The sequence below is a fragment of the Pseudomonas sp. 18058 genome (assembly GCF_902706155.1).
Lineage (GTDB): Bacteria > Pseudomonadota > Gammaproteobacteria > Pseudomonadales > Pseudomonadaceae > Aquipseudomonas > Aquipseudomonas rustica.
The window spans coordinates 18663-42586 of record NZ_CACSJY010000034.1; the positions used below are offsets into that span (position 1 = coordinate 18663).

22 protein-coding genes are annotated in these 23924 nt (G+C 58.7%); 15 read left to right on the forward strand and 7 right to left on the reverse strand.

Annotated elements, in window-relative coordinates; genetic code table 11:
- Positions 1-113 precede the first annotated feature (113 nt).
- From GVL50_RS18560 to GVL50_RS18585, 6 genes are all read left to right on the forward strand, one after another.
- On the forward strand, positions 114-1409 hold the full coding sequence (locus GVL50_RS18560) for an OprD family porin (protein WP_159814681.1): 1296 nt from the start codon (positions 114-116) through the stop codon (positions 1407-1409).
- A 280-nt stretch (positions 1410-1689) separates the two neighbouring features.
- Positions 1690-2514 (forward strand): NAD(P)-dependent oxidoreductase, encoded by an 825-nt coding sequence (locus GVL50_RS18565; RefSeq protein WP_053121420.1) that lies wholly within the window; start codon positions 1690-1692, stop codon positions 2512-2514.
- Between the two features lie 43 nt (positions 2515-2557).
- Complete coding sequence (locus tag GVL50_RS18570) at positions 2558-3445, forward strand: SMP-30/gluconolactonase/LRE family protein (protein WP_159814682.1); 888 nt, start codon at positions 2558-2560, stop codon at positions 3443-3445.
- Positions 3446-3506: 61 nt separating this feature from the next.
- The gene (locus GVL50_RS18575) at positions 3507-4478 is read left to right on the forward strand and encodes a TRAP transporter substrate-binding protein (protein ID WP_053121423.1); all 972 of its coding nucleotides are present in this window, start codon (positions 3507-3509) and stop codon (positions 4476-4478) included.
- Between the two features lie 79 nt (positions 4479-4557).
- Positions 4558-5085 (forward strand): TRAP transporter small permease, encoded by a 528-nt coding sequence (locus tag GVL50_RS18580; protein ID WP_159814683.1) that lies wholly within the window; start codon positions 4558-4560, stop codon positions 5083-5085.
- On the forward strand, positions 5085-6365 hold the full coding sequence (locus GVL50_RS18585) for a TRAP transporter large permease (protein WP_053121428.1): 1281 nt from the start codon (positions 5085-5087) through the stop codon (positions 6363-6365). The genes GVL50_RS18580 and GVL50_RS18585 overlap by 1 nt, the downstream gene beginning before the upstream one ends.
- A 101-nt stretch (positions 6366-6466) precedes the next feature.
- On the opposite strand, the gene GVL50_RS18590 is transcribed toward GVL50_RS18585, so the two are convergent.
- The 3 genes from GVL50_RS18590 to GVL50_RS18600 all read right to left on the reverse strand — a co-directional run bounded on the left by GVL50_RS18590 (position 6467) and on the right by GVL50_RS18600 (position 9031).
- Positions 6467-7267 carry a sulfite exporter TauE/SafE family protein gene (locus tag GVL50_RS18590; RefSeq protein WP_159814684.1) on the reverse strand — a complete coding sequence of 267 codons (801 nt, stop codon included), beginning with the start codon at positions 7265-7267 and terminating at the stop codon, positions 6467-6469.
- Positions 7268-7276: 9 nt separating this feature from the next.
- Entirely contained in the window at positions 7277-8521 is a 1245-nt protein-coding gene (locus GVL50_RS18595; protein WP_159814685.1) for an FAD/NAD(P)-binding oxidoreductase, read from the reverse strand.
- A 168-nt stretch (positions 8522-8689) separates the two neighbouring features.
- Positions 8690-9031 (reverse strand): helix-turn-helix transcriptional regulator, encoded by a 342-nt coding sequence (locus GVL50_RS18600; RefSeq protein WP_053121433.1) that lies wholly within the window; start codon positions 9029-9031, stop codon positions 8690-8692.
- 103 nt (positions 9032-9134) lie between these two features.
- Between GVL50_RS18600 and GVL50_RS18605 the strand changes: the two genes are divergently transcribed.
- On the forward strand, positions 9135-9998 hold the full coding sequence (locus GVL50_RS18605; protein ID WP_159814686.1) for an MBL fold metallo-hydrolase: 864 nt from the start codon (positions 9135-9137) through the stop codon (positions 9996-9998).
- A gap of 126 nt (positions 9999-10124) precedes the next feature.
- Positions 10125-11732: a hypothetical protein gene (locus tag GVL50_RS18610; protein ID WP_159814687.1), complete on the forward strand. Its 1608-nt coding sequence runs from the start codon at positions 10125-10127 to the stop codon at positions 11730-11732.
- 31 nt (positions 11733-11763) lie between these two features.
- On the opposite strand, the gene bkdR is transcribed toward GVL50_RS18610, so the two are convergent.
- On the reverse strand, positions 11764-12252 hold the full coding sequence (bkdR, locus tag GVL50_RS18615; RefSeq protein ID WP_008086971.1) for a Bkd operon transcriptional regulator BkdR: 489 nt from the start codon (positions 12250-12252) through the stop codon (positions 11764-11766).
- A 185-nt stretch (positions 12253-12437) separates the two neighbouring features.
- On the opposite strand from bkdR, the gene GVL50_RS18620 reads away from it, so the two are divergent.
- The 5 genes from GVL50_RS18620 (at position 12438) to GVL50_RS18640 (ending at position 18639) form a co-directional block, all read left to right on the forward strand.
- Positions 12438-13673 carry a 3-methyl-2-oxobutanoate dehydrogenase (2-methylpropanoyl-transferring) subunit alpha gene (locus GVL50_RS18620; RefSeq protein ID WP_007915086.1) on the forward strand — a complete coding sequence of 412 codons (1236 nt, stop codon included), beginning with the start codon at positions 12438-12440 and terminating at the stop codon, positions 13671-13673.
- Between the two features lies 1 nt (position 13674).
- On the forward strand, positions 13675-14733 hold the full coding sequence (locus tag GVL50_RS18625; protein ID WP_008086973.1) for an alpha-ketoacid dehydrogenase subunit beta: 1059 nt from the start codon (positions 13675-13677) through the stop codon (positions 14731-14733).
- The gene (locus GVL50_RS18630) at positions 14734-16005 is read left to right on the forward strand and encodes a dihydrolipoamide acetyltransferase family protein (protein ID WP_159814688.1); all 1272 of its coding nucleotides are present in this window, start codon (positions 14734-14736) and stop codon (positions 16003-16005) included. It abuts the gene before it with no gap.
- A 7-nt stretch (positions 16006-16012) separates the two neighbouring features.
- On the forward strand, positions 16013-17386 hold the full coding sequence (gene lpdA, locus GVL50_RS18635) for a dihydrolipoyl dehydrogenase (RefSeq protein WP_159814689.1): 1374 nt from the start codon (positions 16013-16015) through the stop codon (positions 17384-17386).
- 233 nt (positions 17387-17619) lie between these two features.
- Positions 17620-18639 carry a branched-chain amino acid aminotransferase gene (locus tag GVL50_RS18640; RefSeq protein ID WP_053121443.1) on the forward strand — a complete coding sequence of 340 codons (1020 nt, stop codon included), beginning with the start codon at positions 17620-17622 and terminating at the stop codon, positions 18637-18639.
- 235 nt (positions 18640-18874) lie between these two features.
- Here the strand turns inward: GVL50_RS18640 and GVL50_RS18645 are convergent, their stop codons facing one another.
- From GVL50_RS18645 to GVL50_RS18655, 3 genes are all read right to left on the reverse strand, one after another.
- Positions 18875-19708, reverse strand: coding sequence for a TIGR03915 family putative DNA repair protein (locus GVL50_RS18645; protein WP_159814690.1), 834 nt, complete (start codon positions 19706-19708; stop codon positions 18875-18877).
- Entirely contained in the window at positions 19705-20925 is a 1221-nt protein-coding gene (locus GVL50_RS18650) for a putative DNA modification/repair radical SAM protein (RefSeq protein ID WP_053121446.1), read from the reverse strand. The genes GVL50_RS18645 and GVL50_RS18650 overlap by 4 nt, the downstream gene beginning before the upstream one ends.
- A 142-nt stretch (positions 20926-21067) precedes the next feature.
- On the reverse strand, positions 21068-21829 hold the full coding sequence (locus GVL50_RS18655) for a helix-turn-helix transcriptional regulator (RefSeq protein ID WP_159814691.1): 762 nt from the start codon (positions 21827-21829) through the stop codon (positions 21068-21070).
- Between the two features lie 78 nt (positions 21830-21907).
- On the opposite strand from GVL50_RS18655, the gene GVL50_RS18660 reads away from it, so the two are divergent.
- Together GVL50_RS18660 and GVL50_RS18665 are read left to right on the forward strand one after the other, a co-directional pair.
- The gene (locus GVL50_RS18660) at positions 21908-23011 is read left to right on the forward strand and encodes a cytochrome P450 (RefSeq protein WP_159814692.1); all 1104 of its coding nucleotides are present in this window, start codon (positions 21908-21910) and stop codon (positions 23009-23011) included.
- A 436-nt stretch (positions 23012-23447) separates the two neighbouring features.
- On the forward strand, positions 23448-23825 hold the full coding sequence (locus tag GVL50_RS18665; RefSeq protein WP_159814693.1) for a DUF6124 family protein: 378 nt from the start codon (positions 23448-23450) through the stop codon (positions 23823-23825).
- The last annotated feature ends 99 nt before the right edge of the window (positions 23826-23924 follow it).

Here is a 23924-nt window from a genome sequence, read left to right on the forward strand (position 1 = left end):
CATCGTATAACTTGCTGTTGACATTCCCGCAAAACATAGGAAATATCCGCAACCATGTTGTACGACGACGTATGACAAATAATAAAAACAACAATGAAACAGGGAGCGTCACAGTGAGCACACTTGTCCGCAATTCCGTCCGCCCTTCCCGCTTTTCCGTTATTCGCCCGCGATCTACTCTGAGCCTGATAGGTTGCAGCAGCCTCGCCTTCGCCATACCCATGAGCGCCGACGCTGAAGGCTTTCTGGAAGACAGCAAAGCCACGCTGAACCTGCGTAACGCCTACTTCAACCGCAATTTCGTCAACCCGGCCCACCCACAAGGCAAGGCTGAAGAGTGGACGCAAAGCTTCATCCTCGACGCCAAATCCGGTTTCAGCCAAGGCACCGTCGGTTTCGGCCTCGACGTGCTCGGGTTGTACTCTCAGAAGCTTGATGGCGGCAAAGGCACCGGCGGCACGCAACTGTTGCCGATCCACGATGACGGGCGTCCGGCGGACAACTTTGGCCGGCTCGGCGTGGCGATGAAAGCCAAGGTGTCGAAGACCGAATTGAAGGTCGGTGAATGGATGCCGGTCCTGCCGATCCTGCGCTCCGACGATGGCCGCTCCCTGCCGCAAACCTTTCGTGGCGGGCAGATCACGTCCACCGAGATCAACGGCCTGACGGTCTACGGCGGCCAGTTCCGCGGCAACAGCCCACGCAATGACGCAAGCATGGAAGACATGTCGATGAACGGCCGGGGCGCTTTCACCTCCGATCGTTTCAACTTCGGCGGTGGCGAATTCAGCTTCAATGACAAGCGAACCCTGGTCGGCGTGTGGTACGCCGAACTCAGCGACATCTACCAGCAGCAGTACTTCAACCTCAGCCACAGCCAGCCCATGGGCGACTGGACGCTCGGCGCCAACCTCGGCTTCTTCACGGGCAAGGAAGACGGCAGCGCCCAGGCGGGCGAACTCGACAACAAGACCGCGTTCGCCATGCTCTCGGCCAGATACGGCGGCAGCACCTTTTATGTCGGCCTGCAGAAACTCGGCGGCGACGATGCGTGGATGCGGGTCAACGGCACCAGCGGCGGCACCCTGGCCAACGACAGTTACAACGCCAGTTACGACAATGCCAAGGAGCGCTCGTGGCAGTTGCGCCATGACTACAACTTTGTCGTTCTGGGCATCCCCGGCCTGACCATGATGAACCGCTATATCAGCGGCGATAACGTCCACACCGGCTTGATCACTGACGGCAAGGAATGGGGCCGCGAGTCGGAACTGGCCTACACCGTACAGAGCGGCCCGCTGAAAAACCTCAACGTGAGATGGCGCAACGCGACCATTCGCAGGGACTTCAGCACCAATGAGTTCGATGAGAACCGGGTGTTTATCAGTTATCCGATTTCGTTGTTGTAAGCCAGTTGCCACACCGAGTCTCCCTGTGGGAGCGAGCTTGCTCGCGAATGCGTCGGGTCAGTCAGTTCATATTTCAATGACGCACCGCTTTCGCGAGCAAGCTCGCTCCCACAAGGGGATTGCATTGCAACCAAGGAATCGTGGTGATCGAAAAGTGAATCAGCCCCTTCCGTCATCTACACCAAAAGTCGCGTTGACAAGTTCCGGAAACCCTACCGATACTCCAGCGCAGTCATACGACAACCTACAACAAACCAATAACAATTTGTAAGGGAATGCCATGACGTCTACCACCCCTTCCCGCGCCCCGTTCAACCGGCTGCTGCTGACTGGTGCTGCCGGTGGCCTGGGCAAAGTCCTGCGCGAACGCTTGCGCCCCTACGCCAACGTGCTGCGACTGTCCGACATCGCCGCGCTCACGCCCGCTGTCGATGATCGCGAAGAAATCGTGCTCTGCGATCTCGCCGACAAACAGGCCGTGCACCAACTGGTCGAAGGCGTCGACGCGATCCTGCATTTCGGCGGTGTGTCCGTGGAGCGGCCGTTTGAGGAAATCCTCGGCGCCAACATTTGCGGGGTCTTTCACATTTACGAAGCGGCGCGCCGGCATGGCGTCAAACGAGTGATTTTCGCCAGTTCCAATCACGTCATCGGTTTCTATAAACAGGACGAGCAACTCGATGCCAGCTCTGCGCGCCGCCCTGATGGCTACTACGGTTTGTCCAAATCCTACGGCGAAGACATGGCCAGTTTCTACTTCGACCGCTATGGCATCGAGACCGTCAGCATCCGCATCGGCTCCTCGTTCCCCGAGCCGCAAAACCGTCGAATGATGCACACCTGGCTGAGCTTCGACGACCTTACGCAACTGCTCGAGCACTCGCTGTACACGGCCAATGTCGGTCACACCGTGGTCTACGGCATGTCCGATAACAAAGACGTCTGGTGGGACAACCGATTCGCCAGCCACCTCGGTTTCGAAGCCCGGGACAGCTCCGAAGTATTCCGCGAGAAAGTCGAGGCGCAACCGATGCCGGCCGCCGATGACCCGGCGCGGATTTATCAGGGTGGCGCCTTCGTCGCGGCGGGCCCCTTCGGCGACTGACCGACTCACTTGATCCCCCCCAATCAAAACCAAGGGAATGAGTATGCAAGCCGAATTGATCGTCGACGCCCGCAACGCCGTGGGCGAAAGCCCGGTCTGGGTGGCGCAGGAAAATGCGCTGTACTGGGTCGATATCCCCAACGGCGCGCTGCAACGCTGGAGCGCCGATACCGGCCAGGTGCGTGCCTGGAAAGCCCCGGAAATGCTCGCCTGCATCGCCCGGCACCAGCGTGGCGGCTGGATCGCCGGCATGGAGAGCGGCTTCTTTCATTTGCATCCGCACACCGACGGCAGCCTCGACGCCGAGCGGCTCGCCAGCGTTGAACACGCACGCCCGGACATGCGCCTCAACGATGGTCGCTGCGACCGTCAGGGGCGCTTCTGGGCGGGCAGCATGGTGTTGAACATGGGCCTGAATGCGCCCGAAGGACGGCTCTATCGCTACGGTGCCGGCGCAACCGGGACGATCGAAGCGCAACTTGATGGCTTCATCGTCCCCAATGGCCTCGGCTTCAGTCCCGACGGTAAAACTCTGTACTTGTCCGACTCACACCCGAATGTGCAGTTGATCTGGGCTTTCGACTACGACAGCGGCACGCCATCGAATCGCCGTGTCTTCGTCGACATGAACAACCACTGCGGGCGCCCCGACGGCGCGGCAGTGGACGCCGATGGCTGCTACTGGATCTGCGCCAACGACGCCGGTCTCGTGCATCGCTTCACACCCGACGGGCGCCTCGATTACTCACTGCCTGTACCGGTGAAGAAACCGACCATGTGTGCGTTCGGCGGCAGCCAGATGGACACCTTGTTCGTCGCCTCGATCCGCCCCGGTGACGACCACGATCCGCAATCTCTGGCCGGCGGCGTGTTCGCCCTGAACCCCGGCGTCAAGGGCCTGCCGGAACCACTGTTCAACGATTTGCTGTAACCCGCCTCTGCTGCACCGCTGTGCCTTGAACACAAAAATAACAAGACTGGAGACACCCCTCATGGACTTCAAACGCACGTTGCTCGTCGCTGCACTCCCTTTCGCGTTCACCCTCAGCAGCGCCGTTCAGGCACTGGAAATCAAATTCGCCGACATCCATCCGGCCGGCTATCCGACGGTGGTGGCTGAAGAGCAACTGGGCAAAACACTGGTCGCCGACAGCGACGGCAAACTGACTTTCAAGATGTTTGCCGGCGGCGTGCTGGGCTCGGAAAAAGAAGTGGTCGAACAGGCGCAAGTCGGCGCGATTCAAATGGCTCGCGTCAGCCTCGGCATCGTCGGCCCGGTGGTACCTGACGTGAACGTGTTCAACATGCCTTTCGTGTTTCGCGACCAAGCGCACATGCGTAAAGTCATCGACGGCGAAATCGGCGATGAAATCCTCGACAAGATCACCCAGTCGGAATTCAACCTCGTAGCCCTCGCCTGGATGGACGGCGGCACACGGAATATCTACACCAAGAAACCGGTGCGCACACTCGAAGATCTCAAAGGCATGAAGATCCGCGTGCAAGGCAACCCGATGTTCATCGAAACCATCAACGCAATGGGCGGCAACGGCATCGCCATGGACACCGGCGAAATCTTCAGCGCCCTGCAGACCGGAGTGATCGACGGCGCGGAAAACAACCCGCCAACCCTGCTCGAACATAATCACTACCAGAACGCGAAGTTCTACAGCCTGACCGGACACCTGATCCTGCCAGAGCCCATCGTGATGTCGAAAATCACTTGGGAAAAACTCACCCCCGATCAGCAGACCCTGGTGAAAAAAGCTGCGAAAGCCGCTCAAGCGCAAGAGCGCACTTTGTGGGATGCCAAGTCGGCCAGCAGCGAAGAAAAACTCAAAGCGGCCGGCGTCGAGTTCATCACCGTCGACAAGAAACCGTTCTATGAGGCCACCGCATCAATACGCGAGAAGTACGGCGCACCTTACGTCGATCTGATCAAACGCATCGAAGCCGTGCAGTAACCCTCCCAGCCCTCAACGAAAGGCCCGGCAACGCTGACCTCGCCGAAGGTCGGCGGCTGCCCGGTTACGGTGGAACCCGATGAAGAATTTGCTGCTGCGCATCAACGACCGGATCTACATGACCTGCATCTGGGTCGCCGGTCTATCGGTGCTGACCATTTCCCTGATCATCCCTTGGGGCGTATTCGCCCGTTACGTCCTCGGCACCGGCTCCAGCTGGCCGGAACCCACCGCCATTCTGCTGATGATGGTCTTCACCTTCATCGGTGCCGCCGCCAGTTATCGCGCCGGCGCACACATGGCCGTCGCGATGATTACCGATCGCCTGGCGCCCGACATGCGCAGAACCATGAGCATTGTCTCGCAGGTATTGATGGCGACCATTTGCCTGTTCATGACCATCTGGGGCACCAAACTCTGCCTGTCTACCTGGAACCAGTTCATGAGCGCCCTGCCCACTCTGCGGGTGGGCATTACCTACATGCCGATCCCGGTCGGCGGCGCGTTGACGCTGATTTTTGTGCTGGAAAAACTCTTTCTCGGCGACCAGAGCAATCGCCGCGTGGTGCGCTTTGATCTGGTTGAAGAAAACGAAGGGGCTGCCTGATGGACGCATTGATTCTGCTGGGCAGTTTTATCGCCTTGATCCTGATCGGCATGCCGGTCGCTTACGCCCTCGGGCTGTCGGCGTTGATCGGCGCGTGGTGGATCGATATTCCGTTTCAGGCGCTGATGATTCAGGTCGCTGGCGGCGTAAACAAATTTTCCCTGCTGGCGATTCCGTTCTTCGTGCTCGCCGGGGCGATCATGGCCGAGGGCGGCATGTCGCGCAGGCTGGTGGCGTTCGCCGGGGTGCTGGTGGGGTTCGTCCGTGGCGGTCTGTCGCTGGTCAACATCATGGCCTCGACATTCTTCGGCGCGATCTCCGGCTCCTCAGTGGCGGACACCGCGTCGGTGGGCTCGGTACTGATTCCGGAAATGGAGCGCAAAGGCTATCCGCGCGATTTCTCCACAGCGGTGACGGTCAGCGGTTCGGTGCAAGCCTTGCTGACACCCCCGAGCCACAATTCGGTGCTCTATTCGTTGGCGGCCGGCGGCACGGTGTCCATCGCTTCGCTGTTCATGGCCGGCGTGGTGCCGGGCCTGTTGATGAGCGCGTGCCTGATGGTGCTGTGCCTGATTTTCGCGCGTAAACGCAACTACCCGAAAGGCGAAGTCATCCCGCTGCGCCAGGCGCTGAAAATCTGCGGTGAAGCGCTGTGGGGCCTGATGGCGATGGTGATCATTCTCGGCGGGATTCTATCCGGGATTTTCACCGCAACCGAATCAGCGGCCATCGCGGTGCTCTGGTCATTTTTCGTGACCATGTTCATCTACCGCGACTACAAATGGAGTGAGTTGCCGAAGCTGATGCACCGCACAGTGCGGACGATTTCGATCGTGATGATCCTGATCGGTTTCGCGGCGAGCTTCGGCTACATCATGACCCTGATGCAGATCCCGGCGAAGATCACCACGATGTTCCTGACCCTGTCAGACAACCGCTACGTGATCCTGATGTGCATCAACGTCATGCTGCTGTTGCTCGGCACCGTGATGGACATGGCCCCGCTGATTCTGATCCTCACACCGATTCTGATGCCGGTGATTCTCGGCATTGGCGTAGACCCGGTGCAGTTCGGCATGATCATGCTGGTGAACCTGGGGATCGGATTGATAACACCGCCAGTAGGTGCGGTGCTGTTTGTCGGGTCGGCGGTGGGCAAGGTCAGTATTGAAAGCACGGTAAAAGCACTGCTGCCGTTCTACGCGGTGCTGTTTCTGGTGTTGATGCTGGTCACCTACATTCCCGCCATTTCCCTGTGGCTACCGCACTTGGTGTTGTAACAACCTGAAAGATCGCAGCCTTCGGCAGCTCCTACAGAAATCGCATTCCATGTAGGAGCTGTCGAGTGAAACGAGGCTGCGATCTTTTGATCTTCAAATACTCAAGCACGCAACAACATATATCCCGCCACCACCAAACACACACTGGCAAACCCCACCTGCAACGCCCGCGCCGGCACTCGCGCGCACAGCTTGCGGCCGATGATCATGCCGACAATGCTGGCGACGATAAACGCCGCGCCCTGCCCGTCAATCCGCACCCCGGCGTGAAACGATCCGATCACCCCGATCGCCGAAATCAGGCTGATCACCATCAACGATGTCGCGACTATCCCGCGCATTTGCACGTCGGTCAGTTGCTTGAACGCCGGCACAATCAAAAACCCGCCGCCAACGCCAAGCAACCCGGACACCACGCCCGTAACCGCGCCCAACGCCGCAAGGGTTGCGGTGCATTTGGCGGTCCAGTCGAAGCGCCCGGTTTCTTCATCGAGCATGCAGTTCTTCTGACCCCAACTGCCATGCCCGTGATCGCTCGGCCCTTGTTCCTGACGCTCGCGCCTCAGCATGCGCCAGGCGACCATGACCATCAGCAGGCTGAACAGAATCATCAGAATCTTCTCCGGCAATTGATGCGCGAAGTAGATCCCCAGCGGCGAAAACACCGCGCCGAGCGCCGCAATCAACAGTGCCGCGCGATAACGCACCAGCCCATGGCGCAATCCATCGATAGCTCCAACCGCCGCCGCACTGCCCACCGCGAACAACGCGACCGGCGCCGCTTGCGTCATCGTCCAGCCGAGCCCGAGCACCAGCGCCGGCACCGCCAGAATGCCGCCGCCAGCCCCGGTCAAACCGAGCACCAACCCCATCACCACGCCAAACAGACTTGCCAGCAACATAGGGTTATCTCAGTCGACCTTGGACAGACTAGTCAGCCATTCGCGGCCCTTGAGCATGCCGTTCCAGTAGAACCACGGCAGCAACGTCGCCTTGAGCAACCACGCCGAACGCCGCGCCACGGTCGGATCCAGCGGAAACGTCGGCAGCAACTTACCGGCATAGCCAAACTCGGCGAGGATCACCTTGCCCTTCTCCACCGTCAGCGGGCACGAACCGTAGCCGTCGTACTTCAACGGCAGCGGTTGTTGCTTGCGCTGAGCCAGCAGATTTTGCGCAACAACCACGACTTGCTTGCGCACTGCTGCAGCGGTTTTCGCGTTGCTGGTGCCGCAGATATCGCCGAGCGCAAACACCTCTGGATAACGCGGGTGCTGAAGGCTGTGCTGATTGACTTCGCACCAGCCGGCGGCGTCGGCCAACGGACTTTTTGCGATGAAATCCGGCGAGACCTGCGGCGGCACGACGTGCAGCAGATCGAAGGTTTTCGCCTCGCGAGTGACGTTGCCGTCAGCGTCCTTGATCTCGAACCATGCGGTTTTCGCCGGGCCGTCGACCTTGACCAGATTCGAGTTGAAGGCCAGTTGCGCGTTGTATTTTTCGATGTACTTCATCAGTGGCGGCACGAACGTCGCCACCCCGAACAACGCGGCGCCGGCGAGATTGAATTCGACATTGATGTTGTTCAGCACGCCGCTTTTAAGCCAGTGATCGCAGGACAGATACAGCGCCTTTTGCGGCGCGCCGGCGCATTTGATCGGCATCGCCGGTTGCGTGAACAGCGCTTTGCCGCCGCGCAGTTTTTGCACCTGATCCCAGGTGTATTGCGCGTGCTGATAGCTGTAATTGGAAGTGACGCCGTGCTGACCGAGGCTTTCCTGCAAGCCTTCGATTTTCTCCCAGGCCAGACGCAGGCCGGGGCAGACGATCAGGTTTTGATAGCTGACCGTGCGTTGATCATTGAGGGTGAGTTGGCGCTTGTCGGGATCGATGCCGGTGACGGCGGCTTGCAGCCAGTTGACCTGACGCGGCATCACCTTGGCCATGGGTCTGGCGGTGTCTTTTGCGTCGTAAGCACCGCCGCCGACCAGCGTCCACGCCGGTTGGTAATAGTGCTGCGAGCTCGGCTCGATCACGGTGATTTTCAGGTCAGGATCACGCTTGAGCAGACTGGCGACGAAGCCGATGCCCGCCGTGCCGCCGCCGATAACCACGATGTCTGCACTGATGGATGGGCCCCAGTGTTGATCGTTCATTGCTTGCTCCTTTTGCTGCACGCAAGGATTTCGTCAGCCATCACACAGATCCATTGTAGGAGTGAGCCTGCTCGCGATCGCGGTGGGTCAGCCAACATGTTTATCGACTGATACACCGCTATCGCGAGCAGGCTCACTCCTACAGGGGATTGGTGCGATGGCTGGCATTTATGGGTGTTCCCAGCTTTTTAGGACGGCCCCGCAATAAAGCCCCGACAGGGTCTTCATCACTTGAATCACTTCCGGGCTGGCGAGCCCATAAAAAATGTATTTGCCTTCGCGGCGAGTGGCGACCATGCCTTCGTCGCGCAAAATGCCCAATTGCTGGGACAGCGTCGGCTGGCGTACGCCGGTCATGGTTTCCAGCTCGCCAACGTTGCGTTCGCCCTGGGTCAATTGACAGAGGATCAACAACCGATCTTCATTGGCCAACGCCTTGAGCAGCGCACAGGCCTTGGTGGCCGAGGCGCGTAATTGGGCGACTTCACATTCGGTCAGACTGGATTGCATTTGCACGATGCCTTCAACGTCACTTAAGCTGCGAACATTATGTTTTTACATAAAGTGTTGCAACCCCGAATGACTTTTCGCCCACTCGTACAGGTTTGTGTCCATGCCCGCGCTGATTGAAGCTTTCCTCGACCCCGCCTCCTCGACCTACAGTTACGTGGTCTATGAAGCCGACGGCGGGCACTGCGCAATCGTCGATCCGGTGCTCGACTACGACGGCGCCGCCGGCCGCACCTGCACCGCACAAGCCGACAAAATCATCGCCTTCGTCCGCCAGCACAACTTGCAAGTGCAGTGGCTGCTGGAAACCCACGCCCACGCCGATCACCTGTCCGCCGCGCCCTACCTGCGCCGGGAACTGGGCGGCAAGATCGCCATCGGCGAGTCGATCAGCAAAGTACAGAACGTGTTCAAGGCGCTGTTCAATCTGGAGCCGGAATTCTGCGTCGACGGCTCTCAGTTCGATCACCTGTTCGCGCCGAACGAGTCATTCAGTATCGGCAATCTCAAAGCTACGGCGCTGCATGTACCCGGCCACACACCGGCGGACATGGCTTACCTGATTGATGGCGAGCAGATTCTGGTCGGCGACACCTTGTTCATGCCTGACGTCGGCACGGCGCGCTGTGACTTCCCCGGCGGCAACGCCAATCAACTGTTCAACTCGATCCACACACTGCTGGCCTTCCCGGCGAGCGTGAAGCTTTACGTTTGCCACGACTACCCGCCTGAAGGCCGCGAATCGCAGTGCCAGACCACGGTGGGCGAGCAGCGCAAAAGCAACATTCATGTGCATGACGGGGTGGATGAGGCGGCGTTTGTCGAGATGCGCACGAAGCGTGATGCCGGGCTGGGCATGCCGACGCTGTTGCTGCCGGCGATTCAGGTGAACGTGCGGGCGGGGAATTTGCCGGCGGCTGAGGACAATGGTGTGGTTTATCTAAAGATTCCGATCAACAAACTCTGATCGACAGCACTGACCGACAGACGGTTGGTTTTCACCCGTGAACCTGTAATTTCTGACAGTAGACGCCAAAGCGCCCACTGCGCAGAGTCAAAACTCCCGACCAATTGAGTGAAAAGGAGTTTTCTCATGAGCGCAGTAGCTGACGAAGTGACCATCCTTTTTCCCAAAAATCACGCAACTGTCCACCACGACATCCTGTTTCAGGGAAAAGGCACAACCGGAGCGACTGTTGTCCTGACGGCAAACACCGTTGAGATTGGTCGCACTGTCGTGACAGAAGAAAGTTCCTGGCACATTGATTTCGCATTGCTTGGCAATGGCGCAAAAAACATTGTTGCAACCCAGACCGACCCGCTTGGAAATGTCACCCGCCACGCCGTTACCCTCTACGTCACAACTAGGGAAGTCAAAATCAGTTCACCTCTCGAAAACGACTCGGTGCTTTCTCATTTTCTGGTGAATGGCGAAGGCGATCCGGAGGCAATCATCGAAGCGTTTATCAACGGTAAAAGCGTTGCCAGCGCGACGGCGGACTGGGGTTATTTCACCCTCTCGATCGGCCCTCTGCCTGACGGGAACCACCGAATAGCCGTACAGCAACGCTCTATTAATGGCGAGGTTTCATCAGCCATTGTGAACATCATCTGTAATGCTGGCCGGCCGTTGCACATCAAGCAGCCTGTAGAGGGTGAGGAAGTATTTTCTGGCCACGAGTTCAAAATTGAAGCTTTGGCCAATGCAACACTGATCGCCACGGAAAATGGCGAATCCATAGCTCAAGGTAAAAGCGACATCTATGGACACTGGCTATTTACCTACGATGCAACTTCACTCGGTGAAAAAACGGTCAAAGTAATGCAGGAGTTGGAGGGTTCAATCCAAACCACGTCCGTAACTTTTAGCGTTATCAGAGGGCATATTAAGGTTTCTATTTATGCTCCGTATCCAGATTCCAGTGTTTCGCCAGGAGTGGGATTCGCCGGAAATGGTGAGGGCTGCGCAAAAATTACGCTTTCGGATGGAAATGAGGTCATCGGAGAGGGAGTTGTCGACCGCTTAAATCCAGTAGGTGACGCGTATTGGGATGTGATTCCAGACAAGAAGCTCACGCCAGGCGAAAAATACATAAACGCGACACAAATCACGCATGACGGGTTGAAGTCCAGCGCAACCATTAAGGTCAATGTTGTCGAGAAATTGCCGGTGACCTTCTTCCATCCTCATGACGGTGAAACAACGGGATCAATTTTTTCAACCTACGGCACTGGCACCGTAGGGGCTCACATACTCCTGACTGAAGACTCGCACCCGATAGGCAACGCTACTGTTGATACATCGCACAATTGGATGATCGACGTTAAAGGCCTATCGGCTGGAGAAAAAAAATGGATCGCGCTTCAGACTTATGAGGACGGAACAACCAGCAAAGCGACCGTGGTGTTTAATGTCGAACCACAAGTACCATTCACTATTGAGTACCCGGATGAAGGCTCGACGGTTCATCAACTTGACCCTGAATTCGCCGGAACAGGACAGCCGGGTGCAAGAGCGGTTTATATAGATGAATTTGAAGGAGACATTCCGATAGTCATTGCCAAGGTCGACGACAATGGCAACTGGAAAGGTCGTTCTGGAAAAGCTTTTCAATATGGCAAAAACAGCATAACCATATTCCAGGAAAACGCACTCGAACCCACAATCGTCACGCGCACTTTCTACATAACGCCCCCTTGATGCTCTTATTCGATCCGGGTTGATTTGGGGATCACGCGCCCAACGTCAACCCATTCGCCGGCAACGGCAGCGCGGTTTTATACCGCACCTGCTTCAACGCAAAACTCGAGCGGATATTCGCCACCCCCGGCACTTTGGTCAGAAAGTCCATCATGAAGCGCTCCAGCGACTGAATCGTTGGCACCAGCACCCGGATCAGGTAATCCGGGTCGCCGGCCATCAAATAGCACTCCATCACTTCGGGGCGATCAGAAATCGCTTCTTCGAAATGCTGCAACGCCAACTCCACCTGTTTCTCCAGGCTGACGTGAATAAACACGTTCACGTGCAGCCCCAGCAGATCGGCGTCCAGCAGCGTCACCTGCTCGCGAATCAGGCCTAATTCTTCCATCGCTTTCACCCGATTGAAGCACGGCGTCGGCGACAGATTCACCGAGCGTGCAAGGTCGGCGTTGGTAATGCGCGCGTTCTCTTGAAGGCTGTTGAGAATGCCGATGTCAGTACGATCCAGTTTGCGCATGAGACAAAACCACCTGTTTTTTATGTTTATGCAGAATTTCTATCTGCAAATCGTCTCCAGTGCAACGAAACAGAGATAAATATTCTTCTTGGCCCGGCCTATGATTGTTGTAGGACAAGATTTCTTCTACCGAAGGATGACTGCCAGCTCACTACAAGAAATTCACAAGATCGAGCGTAGAAGCCATGACCCAAGCGTATGAACCGCTGCGTCTGCACGTCCCTGAACCCTCGGGCCGTCCAGGCTGCAAAACCGATTTTTCCTACCTGCATCTGACCGATGCCGGTACGGTGCGCAAACCTTCCATCGACGTCGAACCTGCCGACACCGCCGACCTGGCGCGTGGGCTTATTCGTGTGCTCGACGATCAGGGCAATGCCCTCGGCCCTTGGGCTGAAAACGTGCCGGTCGAGATCCTGCGCAAAGGCATGCGCGCCATGCTCAAGACGCGGATTTACGACAACCGCATGGTGGTCGCCCAACGTCAGAAAAAGATGTCGTTCTACATGCAAAGCCTTGGCGAAGAAGCCATTGGCAGTGCTCAGGCGTTGGCGCTGAACATCGACGACATGTGCTTTCCGACCTACCGTCAGCAAAGCATTCTGATGGCCCGCGAAGTGCCACTGGTCGACCTGATCTGCCAACTGCTGTCCAACGAGCGCGATCCGCTCAAGGGCCGTCAGTTGCCGATCATGTACTCGGTTAAAGAGGCTGGTTTCTTCACCATTTCCGGCAACCTCGCGACCCAGTTCATTCAGGCGGTCGGCTGGGGCATGGCTTCCGCAATCAAGGGCGACACCAAAATCGCTTCGGCGTGGATCGGTGACGGCGCGACCGCCGAATCGGATTTCCACACCGCCCTCACCTTCGCTCACGTTTATCGCGCGCCGGTGATCCTCAACGTAGTGAATAACCAATGGGCGATCTCGACCTTCCAGGCCATCGCCGGTGGTGAAGCCACTACTTTCGCCGGACGCGGCGTCGGTTGCGGCATCGCTTCTCTGCGCGTCGATGGCAACGACTTCTACGCGGTCTACGCCGCTTCTGCCTGGGCTGCCGAACGCGCCCGCCGCAACCTCGGCCCGACCATGATCGAATGGGTCACCTACCGCGCCGGCCCGCACTCGACCTCCGACGATCCGTCGAAATACCGCCCGGCCGATGACTGGAGCCACTTCCCGCTCGGCGACCCGATCGCTCGCCTGAAACAGCACCTGATCAAGGTTGGCCACTGGTCGGACGAAGAGCACGCCGCCGTCAGCGCCGAGCTCGAAGCCGAAGTGATTGCCGCGCAGAAACAGGCCGAACAGTACGGCACCCTCGCCGGCGGCCAGATTCCAAGCGCCGCGACCATGTTCGAAGACGTCTACAAAGAGATGCCGGAGCACTTGAAGCGCCAGCGTCAGCAGTTGGGGATCTGACATGAACGATCACAACAACAATATTCAGCTGGAAACCGCCATGACCACGACCACCATGACCATGATCCAGGCCCTGCGCTCGGCCATGGATGTGATGCTTGAGCGTGATGACAATGTCGTCGTGTTCGGTCAGGACGTCGGCTATTTCGGCGGCGTGTTCCGTTGCACCGAAGGCCTGCAAACCAAGTACGGCGCCTCGCGTGTATTCGACGCACCGATTTCTGAAAGCGGCATCGTCGGCGTGGCCGTGGGCATGGGCGCTTACGGTCTGCGTCCGGTTGCCGAGATTCAGTTCGCTGACTACGTCTACCCGGCGTCCGACCAGATCATTTCTGAAGCGGCGCGCCTGCGTTATCGCTCGGCCGGCGAATTCACCGCACCGATGACCCTGCGCATGCCGTGCGGCGGCGGCATTTACGGTGGCCAGACGCACAGCCAGAGCATCGAGGCGATGTTCACTCAGGTCTGCGGTTTGCGCACCGTGATGCCATCCAACCCGTATGACGCCAAAGGCCTGCTGATCGCCTCCATCGAAAACGATGACCCGGTGATCTTCCTCGAGCCAAAACGCCTGTACAACGGCCCGTTCGACGGCCATCACGACCGTCCGGTAACGCCGTGGTCGAAACACCCGCAAGCGCAGGTTCCGGACGGTTACTACACCGTGCCGCTGGACGTTGCCGCGATCACCCGTCCGGGCAAGGACGTGACCGTGCTGACTTACGGCACCACCGTGTATGTCTCGCAAGTCGCTGCCGAAGAAAGCGGCGTCGATGCCGAAGTCATCGACCTGCGCAGCCTGTGGCCGCTGGATCTGGAAACCATCGTCAAGTCGGTGAAGAAAACCGGCCGTTGCGTGGTGGTTCACGAAGCCACGCGCACCTGCGGTTTCGGCGCCGAACTGGTGTCGTTGGTGCAAGAGCATTGCTTCCATCACCTGGAAGCGCCGATCGAACGCGTCACCGGTTGGGACACCCCCTACCCGCACGCGCAGGAGTGGGCGTATTTCCCAGGGCCGTCCCGAGTGGGCGCGGCGTTGAAACGGGTTATGGAGGTCTGAATGGGCACGCACGTTATCAAGATGCCGGACATCGGCGAAGGCATCGCAGAAGTAGAACTGTCGCAGTGGCACGTCAAGGTGGGCGATCTGATCGTTGAAGATCAGGTGCTGGCGGACGTGATGACTGACAAGGCCATGGTCGATATTCCGTCGCCGGTGCATGGCAAGGTGATTGCGCTTGGTGGTCAGCCGGGTGAAGTGATGGCGGTTGGCAGTGTGCTGATCAGCATCGAGGTTGAGGGTGCCGGCAATCTGAAAGAATCCGCCGCGCCTGCGCCTGTTAAAGAAGCACCCGTTGCGCCGAAAGTTGAGGCCGTTGTTGAGAGCAAACCTGCTCCAGCCGCCCCGCGTCCGGCTCCCGTTTGCCAAGGCCCGATGGTTGCTCGCGAAGCAGACGAACGTCCTCTCGCCTCCCCGGCCGTGCGCAAACATGCGCTGGATCTGGGCATTCAATTGCGTCTGGTGCGCGGTTCCGGCCCGGCCGGTCGGGTGTTGCACGAAGACCTTGAAGCCTACTTGGCGCAAGGTCAGTCGAACGCTTCGGCGCCGGTTGCCGCTGCTTACGCCCAGCGTAATGACGAAGAACAGATTCAAGTGATCGGCATGCGCCGCAAGATCGCCCAGCGCATGCAGGACGCTACCCAGCGTGCCGCACACTTCAGTTATGTCGAAGAAATCGACGTCACCGCAATCGAAGAACTGCGTGCGCACCTGAATGAAAAACACGGTGCCAGCCGTGGCAAGTTGACCTTGCTGCCGTTCCTCGTCCGCGCCTTGGTCGTCGCCCTGCGCGACTTCCCGCAGATGAATGCCCGTTACGACGACGAAGCTCAGGTCATCACCCGCCTCGGCGCCGTGCATGTTGGCGTCGCCACGCAAAGCGATGTCGGCCTGATGGTGCCGGTGGTGCGTCACGCCGAAACGCGCAGCCTGTGGGACAGCGCCACGGAAATCTCGCGTTTGGCCAACGCCGCGCGCAATGGCAAGGCCAGTCGCGATGAGTTGTCCGGTTCGACCATCACCCTCACCAGCCTCGGTGCGCTGGGCGGTATCGTCAGTACGCCAGTGTTGAATCTGCCGGAAGTGGCCATCGTCGGCGTCAACAAAATCGTCGAACGGCCAATGGTCGTCAAAGGCCAAGTGGTGATCCGCAAGATGATGAACCTCTCCAGCTCGTTCGATCACCGCGTGGTCGATGGCATGGACGCGGCACTCTTCATCCAGGCCATTCGTGGCCTGATCGAACAACCTGCCACTTTGTTTGTGGAGTAAGTCGCGCATGCAATCTCTGAACACCACGCTGCTGATCATCGGCGGTGGCCCCGGCGGTTATGTAACCGCGATTCGCGCCGGGCAACTGGGCATTCCGACGATTCTGGTCGAAGGCCAATCGCTGGGCGGCACCTGCCTGAACATCGGCTGCATCCCGTCGAAAGCGTTGATTCATGTGGCTGAGCAGTTTCACCAGACCCGGCATCACAGTCAGCATTCGGCGCTGGGCATCAGCGTTTCGGCGCCGACGCTCGACATCAGCAAAAGTGTCGAGTGGAAGGACGGCATCGTTGATCGCCTGACCACTGGCGTGGCTGCCCTGCTGAAGAAAAACAAGGTTCAAGTGATCAATGGCTGGGCCAAAGTCATCGACGGCAAGACTGTTGAAGTCGGCGACACGCGCATTCAGTGCGAGCATCTGGTACTGGCAACCGGTTCGACCAGCGTCAATCTGCCGATCCTGCCGATTGGCGGGCCGATCATCTCCTCCACCGAAGCGCTGGCGCCGACATCCGTGCCGAAACGTCTGGTAGTGGTGGGTGGGGGTTACATCGGTCTGGAATTGGGCATCGCTTATCGCAAGCTCGGTGCTGACGTCAGTGTGGTCGAGGCTCAGGATCGCATCCTGCCGGCCTACGACGCCGAACTGACGCAACCGGTGCACGATGCGTTGAAACAAATGGGCGTGAAGCTGTTCCTGAAACACAGCGTGCTGGGTTTCGACGGCACGTTGCAGGTGCGCGATCCTGAGGGCGAGACGCTGAACCTGGAAACCGATCAGGTGCTGGTAGCAGTCGGTCGCAAGCCGAATACACAGGGCTGGAATCTGGAAGCGCTGAATCTGGACATGAACGGCTCGGCGATCAAGATCGACAGCCGCTGCCAGACCAGCATGCGCAACGTCTACGCGATTGGCGATTTGAGTGGCGAGCCGATGCTGGCCCACCGCGCCATGGCGCAGGGCGAAATGGTTGCCGAGTTGATCAGCGGTAAAACCCGCGAATTCAGCCCGACGGCGATTGCTGCGGTGTGCTTTACCGATCCGGAATTGGTGGTGGTCGGCAAGACGCCGGACGAGGCTAAAGCTGCGGGGCTGGACTGCATTGTTGCGAGTTTCCCGTTCGCGGCGAATGGCCGAGCGATGACGCTGGAGTCGAAAAGCGGCTTCGTGCGCGTGGTCGCTCGTCGGGACAATCATCTGATTGTCGGCTGGCAGGCGGTGGGCGTTGGCGTGTCCGAGTTGTCGACAGCGTTTGCGCAAAGCCTGGAAATGGGCGCGCGGCTCGAGGACATCGGCGGCACCATCCATGCGCATCCGACCTTGGGAGAAGCGGTGCAGGAAGCGGCGTTGCGTGCCCTCGGGCATGCGTTGCACCTGTAATTTACGGGGGCTGTGATGGCCTCTTCGCGAGCAAGCCCGCTCCCACAGGGGGAATGCATTTCAAATGTGGGAGCGGGCTTGCTCGCGAATTCTTGAGAGCAACGCGATTTATCTGTCTGTCATCCGATAGTCCGGGCTGCGAAACCGCTCAAGAATGAAGTATTGTTGTGCCCATCCAAAAAACGTCAGAAGCCTTGAACCGTTTCGACGGTTGTTCAGTGATAGAGGGTGTCATGGGTAACGAAAGCATCAATTGGGACAAGCTGGGTTTTGACTACATCAAGACCGACAAGCGCTATCTGTCGTACTTTCGCGATGGCGAGTGGGACAAGGGCACCCTGACCGAAGATAACGTGCTGCACATCAGCGAAGGCTCGACTGCTCTTCACTATGGCCAGCAGTGCTTCGAAGGCATGAAGGCCTATCGTTGCAAGGACGGCTCGATCAACCTGTTCCGCCCGGATCAGAACGCCCTGCGTATGCAACGCAGCTGCGCGCGTCTGCTGATGCCGACCGTTGATACCGAGCAGTTCATCGAAGCCTGTAAGGAAGTGGTTCGTGCCAACGAGCGTTTCATTCCGCCTTATGGCACCGGCGGCGCGCTGTACCTGCGCCCGTTCGTGATCGGCGTGGGTGACAACATCGGCGTGCGCACTGCCCCCGAGTTCATTTTCTCGATCTTCTGCATCCCGGTCGGCGCCTACTTCAAGGGCGGCCTGACCCCGCATAACTTCCAGATTTCCAGCTACGACCGCGCCGCTCCACAAGGCACCGGCGCAGCCAAAGTCGGCGGCAACTACGCCGCCAGCCTGATGCCGGGCTCGAAAGCCAAGAAAGCCAACTTCGCTGACGCGATCTATCTGGATCCGATGACCCACACCAAGATCGAAGAAGTCGGTTCGGCCAACTTCTTCGGGATCACCCACGACAACAAGTTCATCACCCCGAACTCGCCGTCGGTTCTGCCAGGCATCACCCGCCTGTCGCTGATTGAACTGGCGAAATCGCGTCTGGGCCTGGAAGTGGTTGAAGGCGACGTGCTGATCGACAAGCTGTCGGACTTCAAAGAAGCCGGCGCTTGCGGTACTGCGGCAGTGATCACGCCGATCGGTGGCATCAGCTACAACGATCATCTGCATGTGTTCCACAGCGAGACAGAAGTCGGCCCTGTGACCCAGAAGCTTTATAAAGAGCTGACCGGTGTACAGACCGGCGACATCGAAGCGCCAGCGGGTTGGATCGTTAAGGTTTGATTTGACGGCTCTGGATGTATAAAAGCCCTCCACCGAGTGATTGGTGGGGGGCTTTTTATGGCGATTTGTGGGGATTTTTGTGTCGGGCTTGAGATTTCTCCCCTCACCCCAGCCCTCTCCCGAGGGAGAGGGAGCCGATCTTTGTGCCTCTCAAACCCTGAGTTCGACGCGATATTTCAGGTCGGTGTAGCTCGGGAGTACACCTCGATCAATCCCCTCTCCCTCCGGGAGAGGGCTAGGGTGAGGGGCTTTTCAGCGCAATCCTTTTACCGGCCCGCGTAGAAATCCCACTCGCCTGCCCGTTCTGCTGTTTCCCCATCCGCGCCTGGGTAATCAGTCCAGGAATCAACTCCCCCTCCGGCAGATTCTTCCAGAACCGCACCGGCAAATGTCCCTGCATGACCTTCGGATTCAACCGCGCTGGATTGAAGATGTGGCTGTAATACGTCAACCACAGATCACCATGCGGATCATCGACGTTCTGCGCCAGTTGCTGCCATTCCACGGGGCATTGACGCTGGTGAATCAGTTGCTCGCCATCGTAATAAACCCCGTCACGCGGCGTCGCGATCAGCCAGCGATGGCGGCCCATGCGCCCGATGAAATGTTCGCTGGCACTGTGCAGGATGTCGTGCGCCGGTTCGTGCCACGCCACGTATTGCGGGCCAGCGCTGGCTGACGGGCGTTCGATGAAGCGCACAAACGCATGCAGGTGATGGGCTTCGCGGCGCACCTGTTTGATACGTCGCTGCAACTCGCTGCCAAGCTTGTCTCCGGCGAGCATGGCCGTGCGATCGCCATGGCTGACCCGCCACAGCACTTCATACAAAAGGCTCCAGCGCTGATCGCCGCGGTATTGCGCCGCTTGTTCCAGCGTATCGAGCAATACACGCGGGATCCTCGCCATAAACGGCCCCTGACCTTCTGGAACTGGAGCATCACTGGCGAACAGGTCTCCCACCCCTTCCGACGCCCAGCTCACCAGACTTGGATCGATTTCATGGCTCAACAGCCAACGCGCTTGCTGACGCCACGTCTCGAACAGATCGTCGCAATCAAGATTGATCATCCCCATAACCCCATCTGTTGCGGCATCGGCCGGTCGCGCAATTGCTGATAGAGCAAATGGCTGGTGACTTCGGCCTGCTGTGGGTGGTAATCGCTGGTGATGATGAACGGCTTGGCCTTGGCCAGCACGCAGCGCATGCGCGCGACGTCTTCGTAGCGGATTCGGCGCTGACGACGCAGCTCGACCAGGCGTTCGGTGGTGCGCAGGCCGATGCCGGGGATGCGTGAAATCAGAGACGCTTCGGCACGGTTCAGATCCAGCGGGAACACTTCACGATTCTGCAGTGCCCACGCCAGTTTCGGATCGATGTCCAAGGCCAGATTGCCCGGGCCCTTGAGCAGTTCGTCAGCGCTGTAACCGTAGCTGCGCAGGAGGAAATCGGCTTGGTACAGACGGTGTTCACGCATCAATGGCGGCGCGGCGAGGGGCACGCTTTTCGGGCTGTCGGGGATCGGGCTGAATGCCGAATAGTAAACGCGGCGCAAACGGAAGTTGCCGTACAGCGACTGCGCACTGTGCAAAATTGTGCTGTCGTCGGTGTCATCGGCGCCGACGATCATTTGCGTGCTTTGTCCGGCGGGTGCGAACTTCGCTGAACGGGGTTCGTTAAGGACGGTTTGCACACCGGTGTAGATGGTGTTCATGGCCAGCTTGATCGAGCCGATATCCTTCTCCGGCGCCAACGTCTGCAGGCTGGCGTCGGTGGGCAGTTCGATATTCACGCTCAAACGATCGGCATAACGCCCCGCTTCTTCGATCAACGCAGGATCGGCTTCAGGGATGGTTTTAAGGTGGATGTAACCGCGAAATTCATGTTCTTCGCGCAGCAGCTTCGCGACGCGTACCAGTTGCTCCATGGTGTAGTCCGCCGAGCGGATGATTCCGGAGCTGAGGAACAAGCCGCTGACACAGTTGCGCCGGTAGAAATCCATGGTCAGCGCCACCACTTCTTCCGGCGTAAAACGTGCGCGGGGCACATCGCTGGAGCGGCGATTGACGCAGTATTGGCAATCGTAGAGACAGAAATTGGTCAGCAGAATCTTCAACAACGACACGCAGCGCCCGTCCGGCGTGTAGCTGTGGCAAATGCCCATGCCATCGGTCGAGCCCAGGCCACTCTTGCCCTCGGAGCTGCGTTTGGGCGCACCGCTGCTCGCACATGACGCGTCGTACTTGGCGGCGTCGGCGAGAATGCTCAGCTTGTCGATGATTTGCATGGCGCGGGCTCTTTACTGTTTGGATATACAGTATAGCGTCGCGAGCTTGCGCACAAGGTTGGGCACGACCCCTCGTCGGCTTGGAGCGAAGATCAAAAGATCGCAGCCTTCGGCAGCTCCTACGTAGATTCGGGATCGGGGTTCATCGGGTGTACACACCTCCTGTAGGAGCTGCCGAAGGCTGCGATCTTTTGATCTGGCCTTTATCAATCGCCACCTCAACACCAAACCGAGCCCCGAATTCCCTGCGCCCTACGGCCGTCAACGCCAACGCCCGACTGTCCAGATCCTGCGTCACCCACTTACGCCTCAACGCCGCTTGCAACAACGCCGCCCCTAACGAGCCACCCAGATGCGGCCGACGCATGCTCCAGTCCAGACAAGGACAAGCAAACTTGCGGCGCAACGTGCTCAAATCCTGAACCTCGATACCCAGACCTTCAAACAGCGCCGCGCCACTGTCACTCAAGCGATACGCCTGCTCGTCCGTCTCCACCAGCCATCCCGCCTCGATAAAACGGTCATGCAGCCACACCGCCAGTGTCCCCGCCATATGGTCATAGCACGTTCGCGCGAATTGCAGACGATCCGGCGTGTGCGGTTTGAACGTCGGCGCGGCGCTCTGGCCAATCACCATCAAGGCTTCCAACGCCTGGGCGACGCGCTGATCGGCGAGGCTGTAATAACGATGACGGCCCTGCACATGCAGACGCACCAGCGCGAGATCCTTGAGTTTGGCCAGGTGCGCACTGGCCGTGGAGGCGCTGACCTCGGCGATGGCTGCCAGCTCCGTAGGGGTGCGGGCGTGGCCGTCCATCAGCGAGCAGAGCATTTTCGTACGCGCCGATTCCGCGATGGCGGCGGCCACTTGAGAAACGCCGATGTCTTGATGTTCTGCGTGCATATTTCGCTCCCGGACGAATCGTCGCCGCTGACGACTGACGATACTCGCAACACTTTCCTGACGACAAGGCTGCGAACCATGGATCCGATCAACGCTGCGACTCATACCGATCCCTATCCTTATTACGCATCGCTGCGTGCTCAAGGAGGCTTGGTGTTTCATCAGGAACTGAAATTGTGGGTCGCCAGCAGTGCCCGTGTGGTGTGCGCGGTGTTGGCGCATGCCGATTGCCGCGTGCGTCCTGCACAGGAACCCGTGCCGAAAGCGATTGCCGGCGGCATGGCCGGCAAAGTGTTCGGCCAGTTGATGCGGATGAATGATGGCGAGCGTCAGCGTTGCCCGCGTTCGGCAATCGAGCCTGCGCTTGAGCTGATCAATAAAGCCGAGGTTCGCGCCTTGGTGGCTGCCCGGTTGATAAACGTGGACGCCGACGGCTCATATAAAGCCATGTTTCGCGGGCCTGTTTGCGTGGTCGCGGCGCTGCTTGGTTTTACCCCGTCGCAGGGCCGGGCGATCAGTGAGCTGACGGCGGATTTCATCGCCTGTCTCTCACCGTTGAGCAATGACCTGCAATTAGCTGCCGCGCATGCGGCGGCTGAGCAGTTGCGCGGGTATTTCATCGAGTTGCTGGCTGAGGCAGACAGCGCTTTGCTGACGGAAATTCAGCGGCGATTTGAAGGGGATGAAGAAGCGCTGATCGCCAATTTGATCGGGCTGTGTTCACAAACTTACGAAGCCACTGCCGGGTTGATTGGTAATGCTTTGGTGGCGCTAAAACGTCAGCCCAATTTGCGTGAGGCGTCGATGGAAGCGGTGTTGGCGGAAGTGCAGCGTTTTGATCCGTCAGTGCAGAACACGCGACGGTTTGTGGCGCAGTCCTGCGAGATTGATGGGGTGCGCGTTGAGGCTGGGGATGTGATTCTGCTGTTGTTGGCCTCGGCCAATCGGGATCCGGCGTTGAACGAGCATCCTGAGCAGTTTTTGCCGGATCGCCCGAACCGGCGCAGTTTCAGTTTTGGCAGCGGACGGCACCAGTGTCCCGGGCAAATACTGGCGATGGAAATTGCCAGTGCGACTGTCAGAGAAATCCTCGATCACGGTGTGAATCTGGAGCGACTGGCCTGGCATTACCGGCCTTCGCTGAATGGGCGGATGCCGATGTTCAGTTTCTTGAGTGACTGATAGGCCGCCTTCGCGAGCAAGCCCGCTCCCACAGTTGATTTGCGTCGGGCTCGAATCCCCTGTGGGAGCGGGCTTGCTCGCGAAGAGGCCCGGAAAAACGCAGCATCATTTCGGCATCATCCACAAGGCTACAGCGCCTTGCGCCTTTGCCTACAACTACGCCAGAATCCGCCGGCTTGTGCGGTTTGGGGGCTGCCGGTAACTTGGTTCGCGTCACTGAATGTTCAGTGATCGGGTTTAGTCGCTCGGTAATCCACTCAATCTGTACAACGTTCCAGACAGTAGGTATTTCGATACCTCACTCAATGGTAGCTGTGCGCAGGGCGCCTTCGGGTGCGCCGGTTTGGGTGGGTTTTCCGGTCGACTAACCTGCGTATAGCTGCCTCCTCTCGTTTAGTCGCGAAGTGGTGTCAGCATCACTTTGGAAACCTCCGCAATGTTCAAAGTAACGCCGAATCCACCGGAAACAGATGCCATACCCGAATCAGATCCAACCTCCCCCTACTCCGCCCCCAATTCCAGAAAACTCCACGAAGCTGCCGAACGCGCCCTCGACCATTACCTCAAACCGCACCTCCCGTCCGAACGAAAACCCAGCACCATGTTCATCGTCGCGCCGGACATGGAAACCGAATCCCTGTTAGCCCACGCCTGCGAATCCATGGCCTCCGCCAGCATCATGCTCAGCGACTTCGCCGGCCTGCTCGAAACGCCCTACCGCAACACCCTGCTCGGCATCCAGCAAGTCGTCATGCTCGGCGAACTCGCCGTCAACCGCGCCCTCGACAACCTCGAACCGCCCACCCGAAACTGAGACTGAAAACTGTGGCGAGGGAGCTTGTCGAATCGTCGCACCGTCCCGCTCGGCTGCGAAACAGTCGCAAAACCGGTATCTGCGGTGTATCTGAATTAC

Bases quoted from the DNA above. Each gene is read 5' to 3' on its own strand.
- GVL50_RS18565 (WP_053121420.1), top strand. From the start codon at position 1,690: ATGACGTCTACCACCCCTTCCCGCGCCCCGTTCAACCGGCTGCTGCTG.
- GVL50_RS18570 (WP_159814682.1), top strand. From the start codon at position 2,558: ATGCAAGCCGAATTGATCGTCGACGCCCGCAACGCCGTGGGCGAAAGC.
- GVL50_RS18575 (WP_053121423.1), top strand. From the start codon at position 3,507: ATGGACTTCAAACGCACGTTGCTCGTCGCTGCACTCCCTTTCGCGTTC.
- GVL50_RS18580 (WP_159814683.1), top strand. From the start codon at position 4,558: ATGAAGAATTTGCTGCTGCGCATCAACGACCGGATCTACATGACCTGC.
- GVL50_RS18585 (WP_053121428.1), top strand. From the start codon at position 5,085: ATGGACGCATTGATTCTGCTGGGCAGTTTTATCGCCTTGATCCTGATC.
- GVL50_RS18590 (WP_159814684.1), bottom strand. From the start codon at position 7,267: ATGTTGCTGGCAAGTCTGTTTGGCGTGGTGATGGGGTTGGTGCTCGGT.
- GVL50_RS18595 (WP_159814685.1), bottom strand. From the start codon at position 8,521: ATGAACGATCAACACTGGGGCCCATCCATCAGTGCAGACATCGTGGTT.
- GVL50_RS18600 (WP_053121433.1), bottom strand. From the start codon at position 9,031: ATGCAATCCAGTCTGACCGAATGTGAAGTCGCCCAATTACGCGCCTCG.
- GVL50_RS18605 (WP_159814686.1), top strand. From the start codon at position 9,135: ATGCCCGCGCTGATTGAAGCTTTCCTCGACCCCGCCTCCTCGACCTAC.
- GVL50_RS18610 (WP_159814687.1), top strand. From the start codon at position 10,125: ATGAGCGCAGTAGCTGACGAAGTGACCATCCTTTTTCCCAAAAATCAC.
- bkdR (WP_008086971.1), bottom strand. From the start codon at position 12,252: ATGCGCAAACTGGATCGTACTGACATCGGCATTCTCAACAGCCTTCAA.
- GVL50_RS18620 (WP_007915086.1), top strand. From the start codon at position 12,438: ATGACCCAAGCGTATGAACCGCTGCGTCTGCACGTCCCTGAACCCTCG.
- GVL50_RS18625 (WP_008086973.1), top strand. From the start codon at position 13,675: ATGAACGATCACAACAACAATATTCAGCTGGAAACCGCCATGACCACG.
- GVL50_RS18630 (WP_159814688.1), top strand. From the start codon at position 14,734: ATGGGCACGCACGTTATCAAGATGCCGGACATCGGCGAAGGCATCGCA.
- lpdA (WP_159814689.1), top strand. From the start codon at position 16,013: ATGCAATCTCTGAACACCACGCTGCTGATCATCGGCGGTGGCCCCGGC.
- GVL50_RS18640 (WP_053121443.1), top strand. From the start codon at position 17,620: ATGGGTAACGAAAGCATCAATTGGGACAAGCTGGGTTTTGACTACATC.
- GVL50_RS18645 (WP_159814690.1), bottom strand. From the start codon at position 19,708: ATGATCAATCTTGATTGCGACGATCTGTTCGAGACGTGGCGTCAGCAA.
- GVL50_RS18650 (WP_053121446.1), bottom strand. From the start codon at position 20,925: ATGCAAATCATCGACAAGCTGAGCATTCTCGCCGACGCCGCCAAGTAC.
- GVL50_RS18655 (WP_159814691.1), bottom strand. From the start codon at position 21,829: ATGCACGCAGAACATCAAGACATCGGCGTTTCTCAAGTGGCCGCCGCC.
- GVL50_RS18660 (WP_159814692.1), top strand. From the start codon at position 21,908: ATGGATCCGATCAACGCTGCGACTCATACCGATCCCTATCCTTATTAC.
- GVL50_RS18665 (WP_159814693.1), top strand. From the start codon at position 23,448: ATGTTCAAAGTAACGCCGAATCCACCGGAAACAGATGCCATACCCGAA.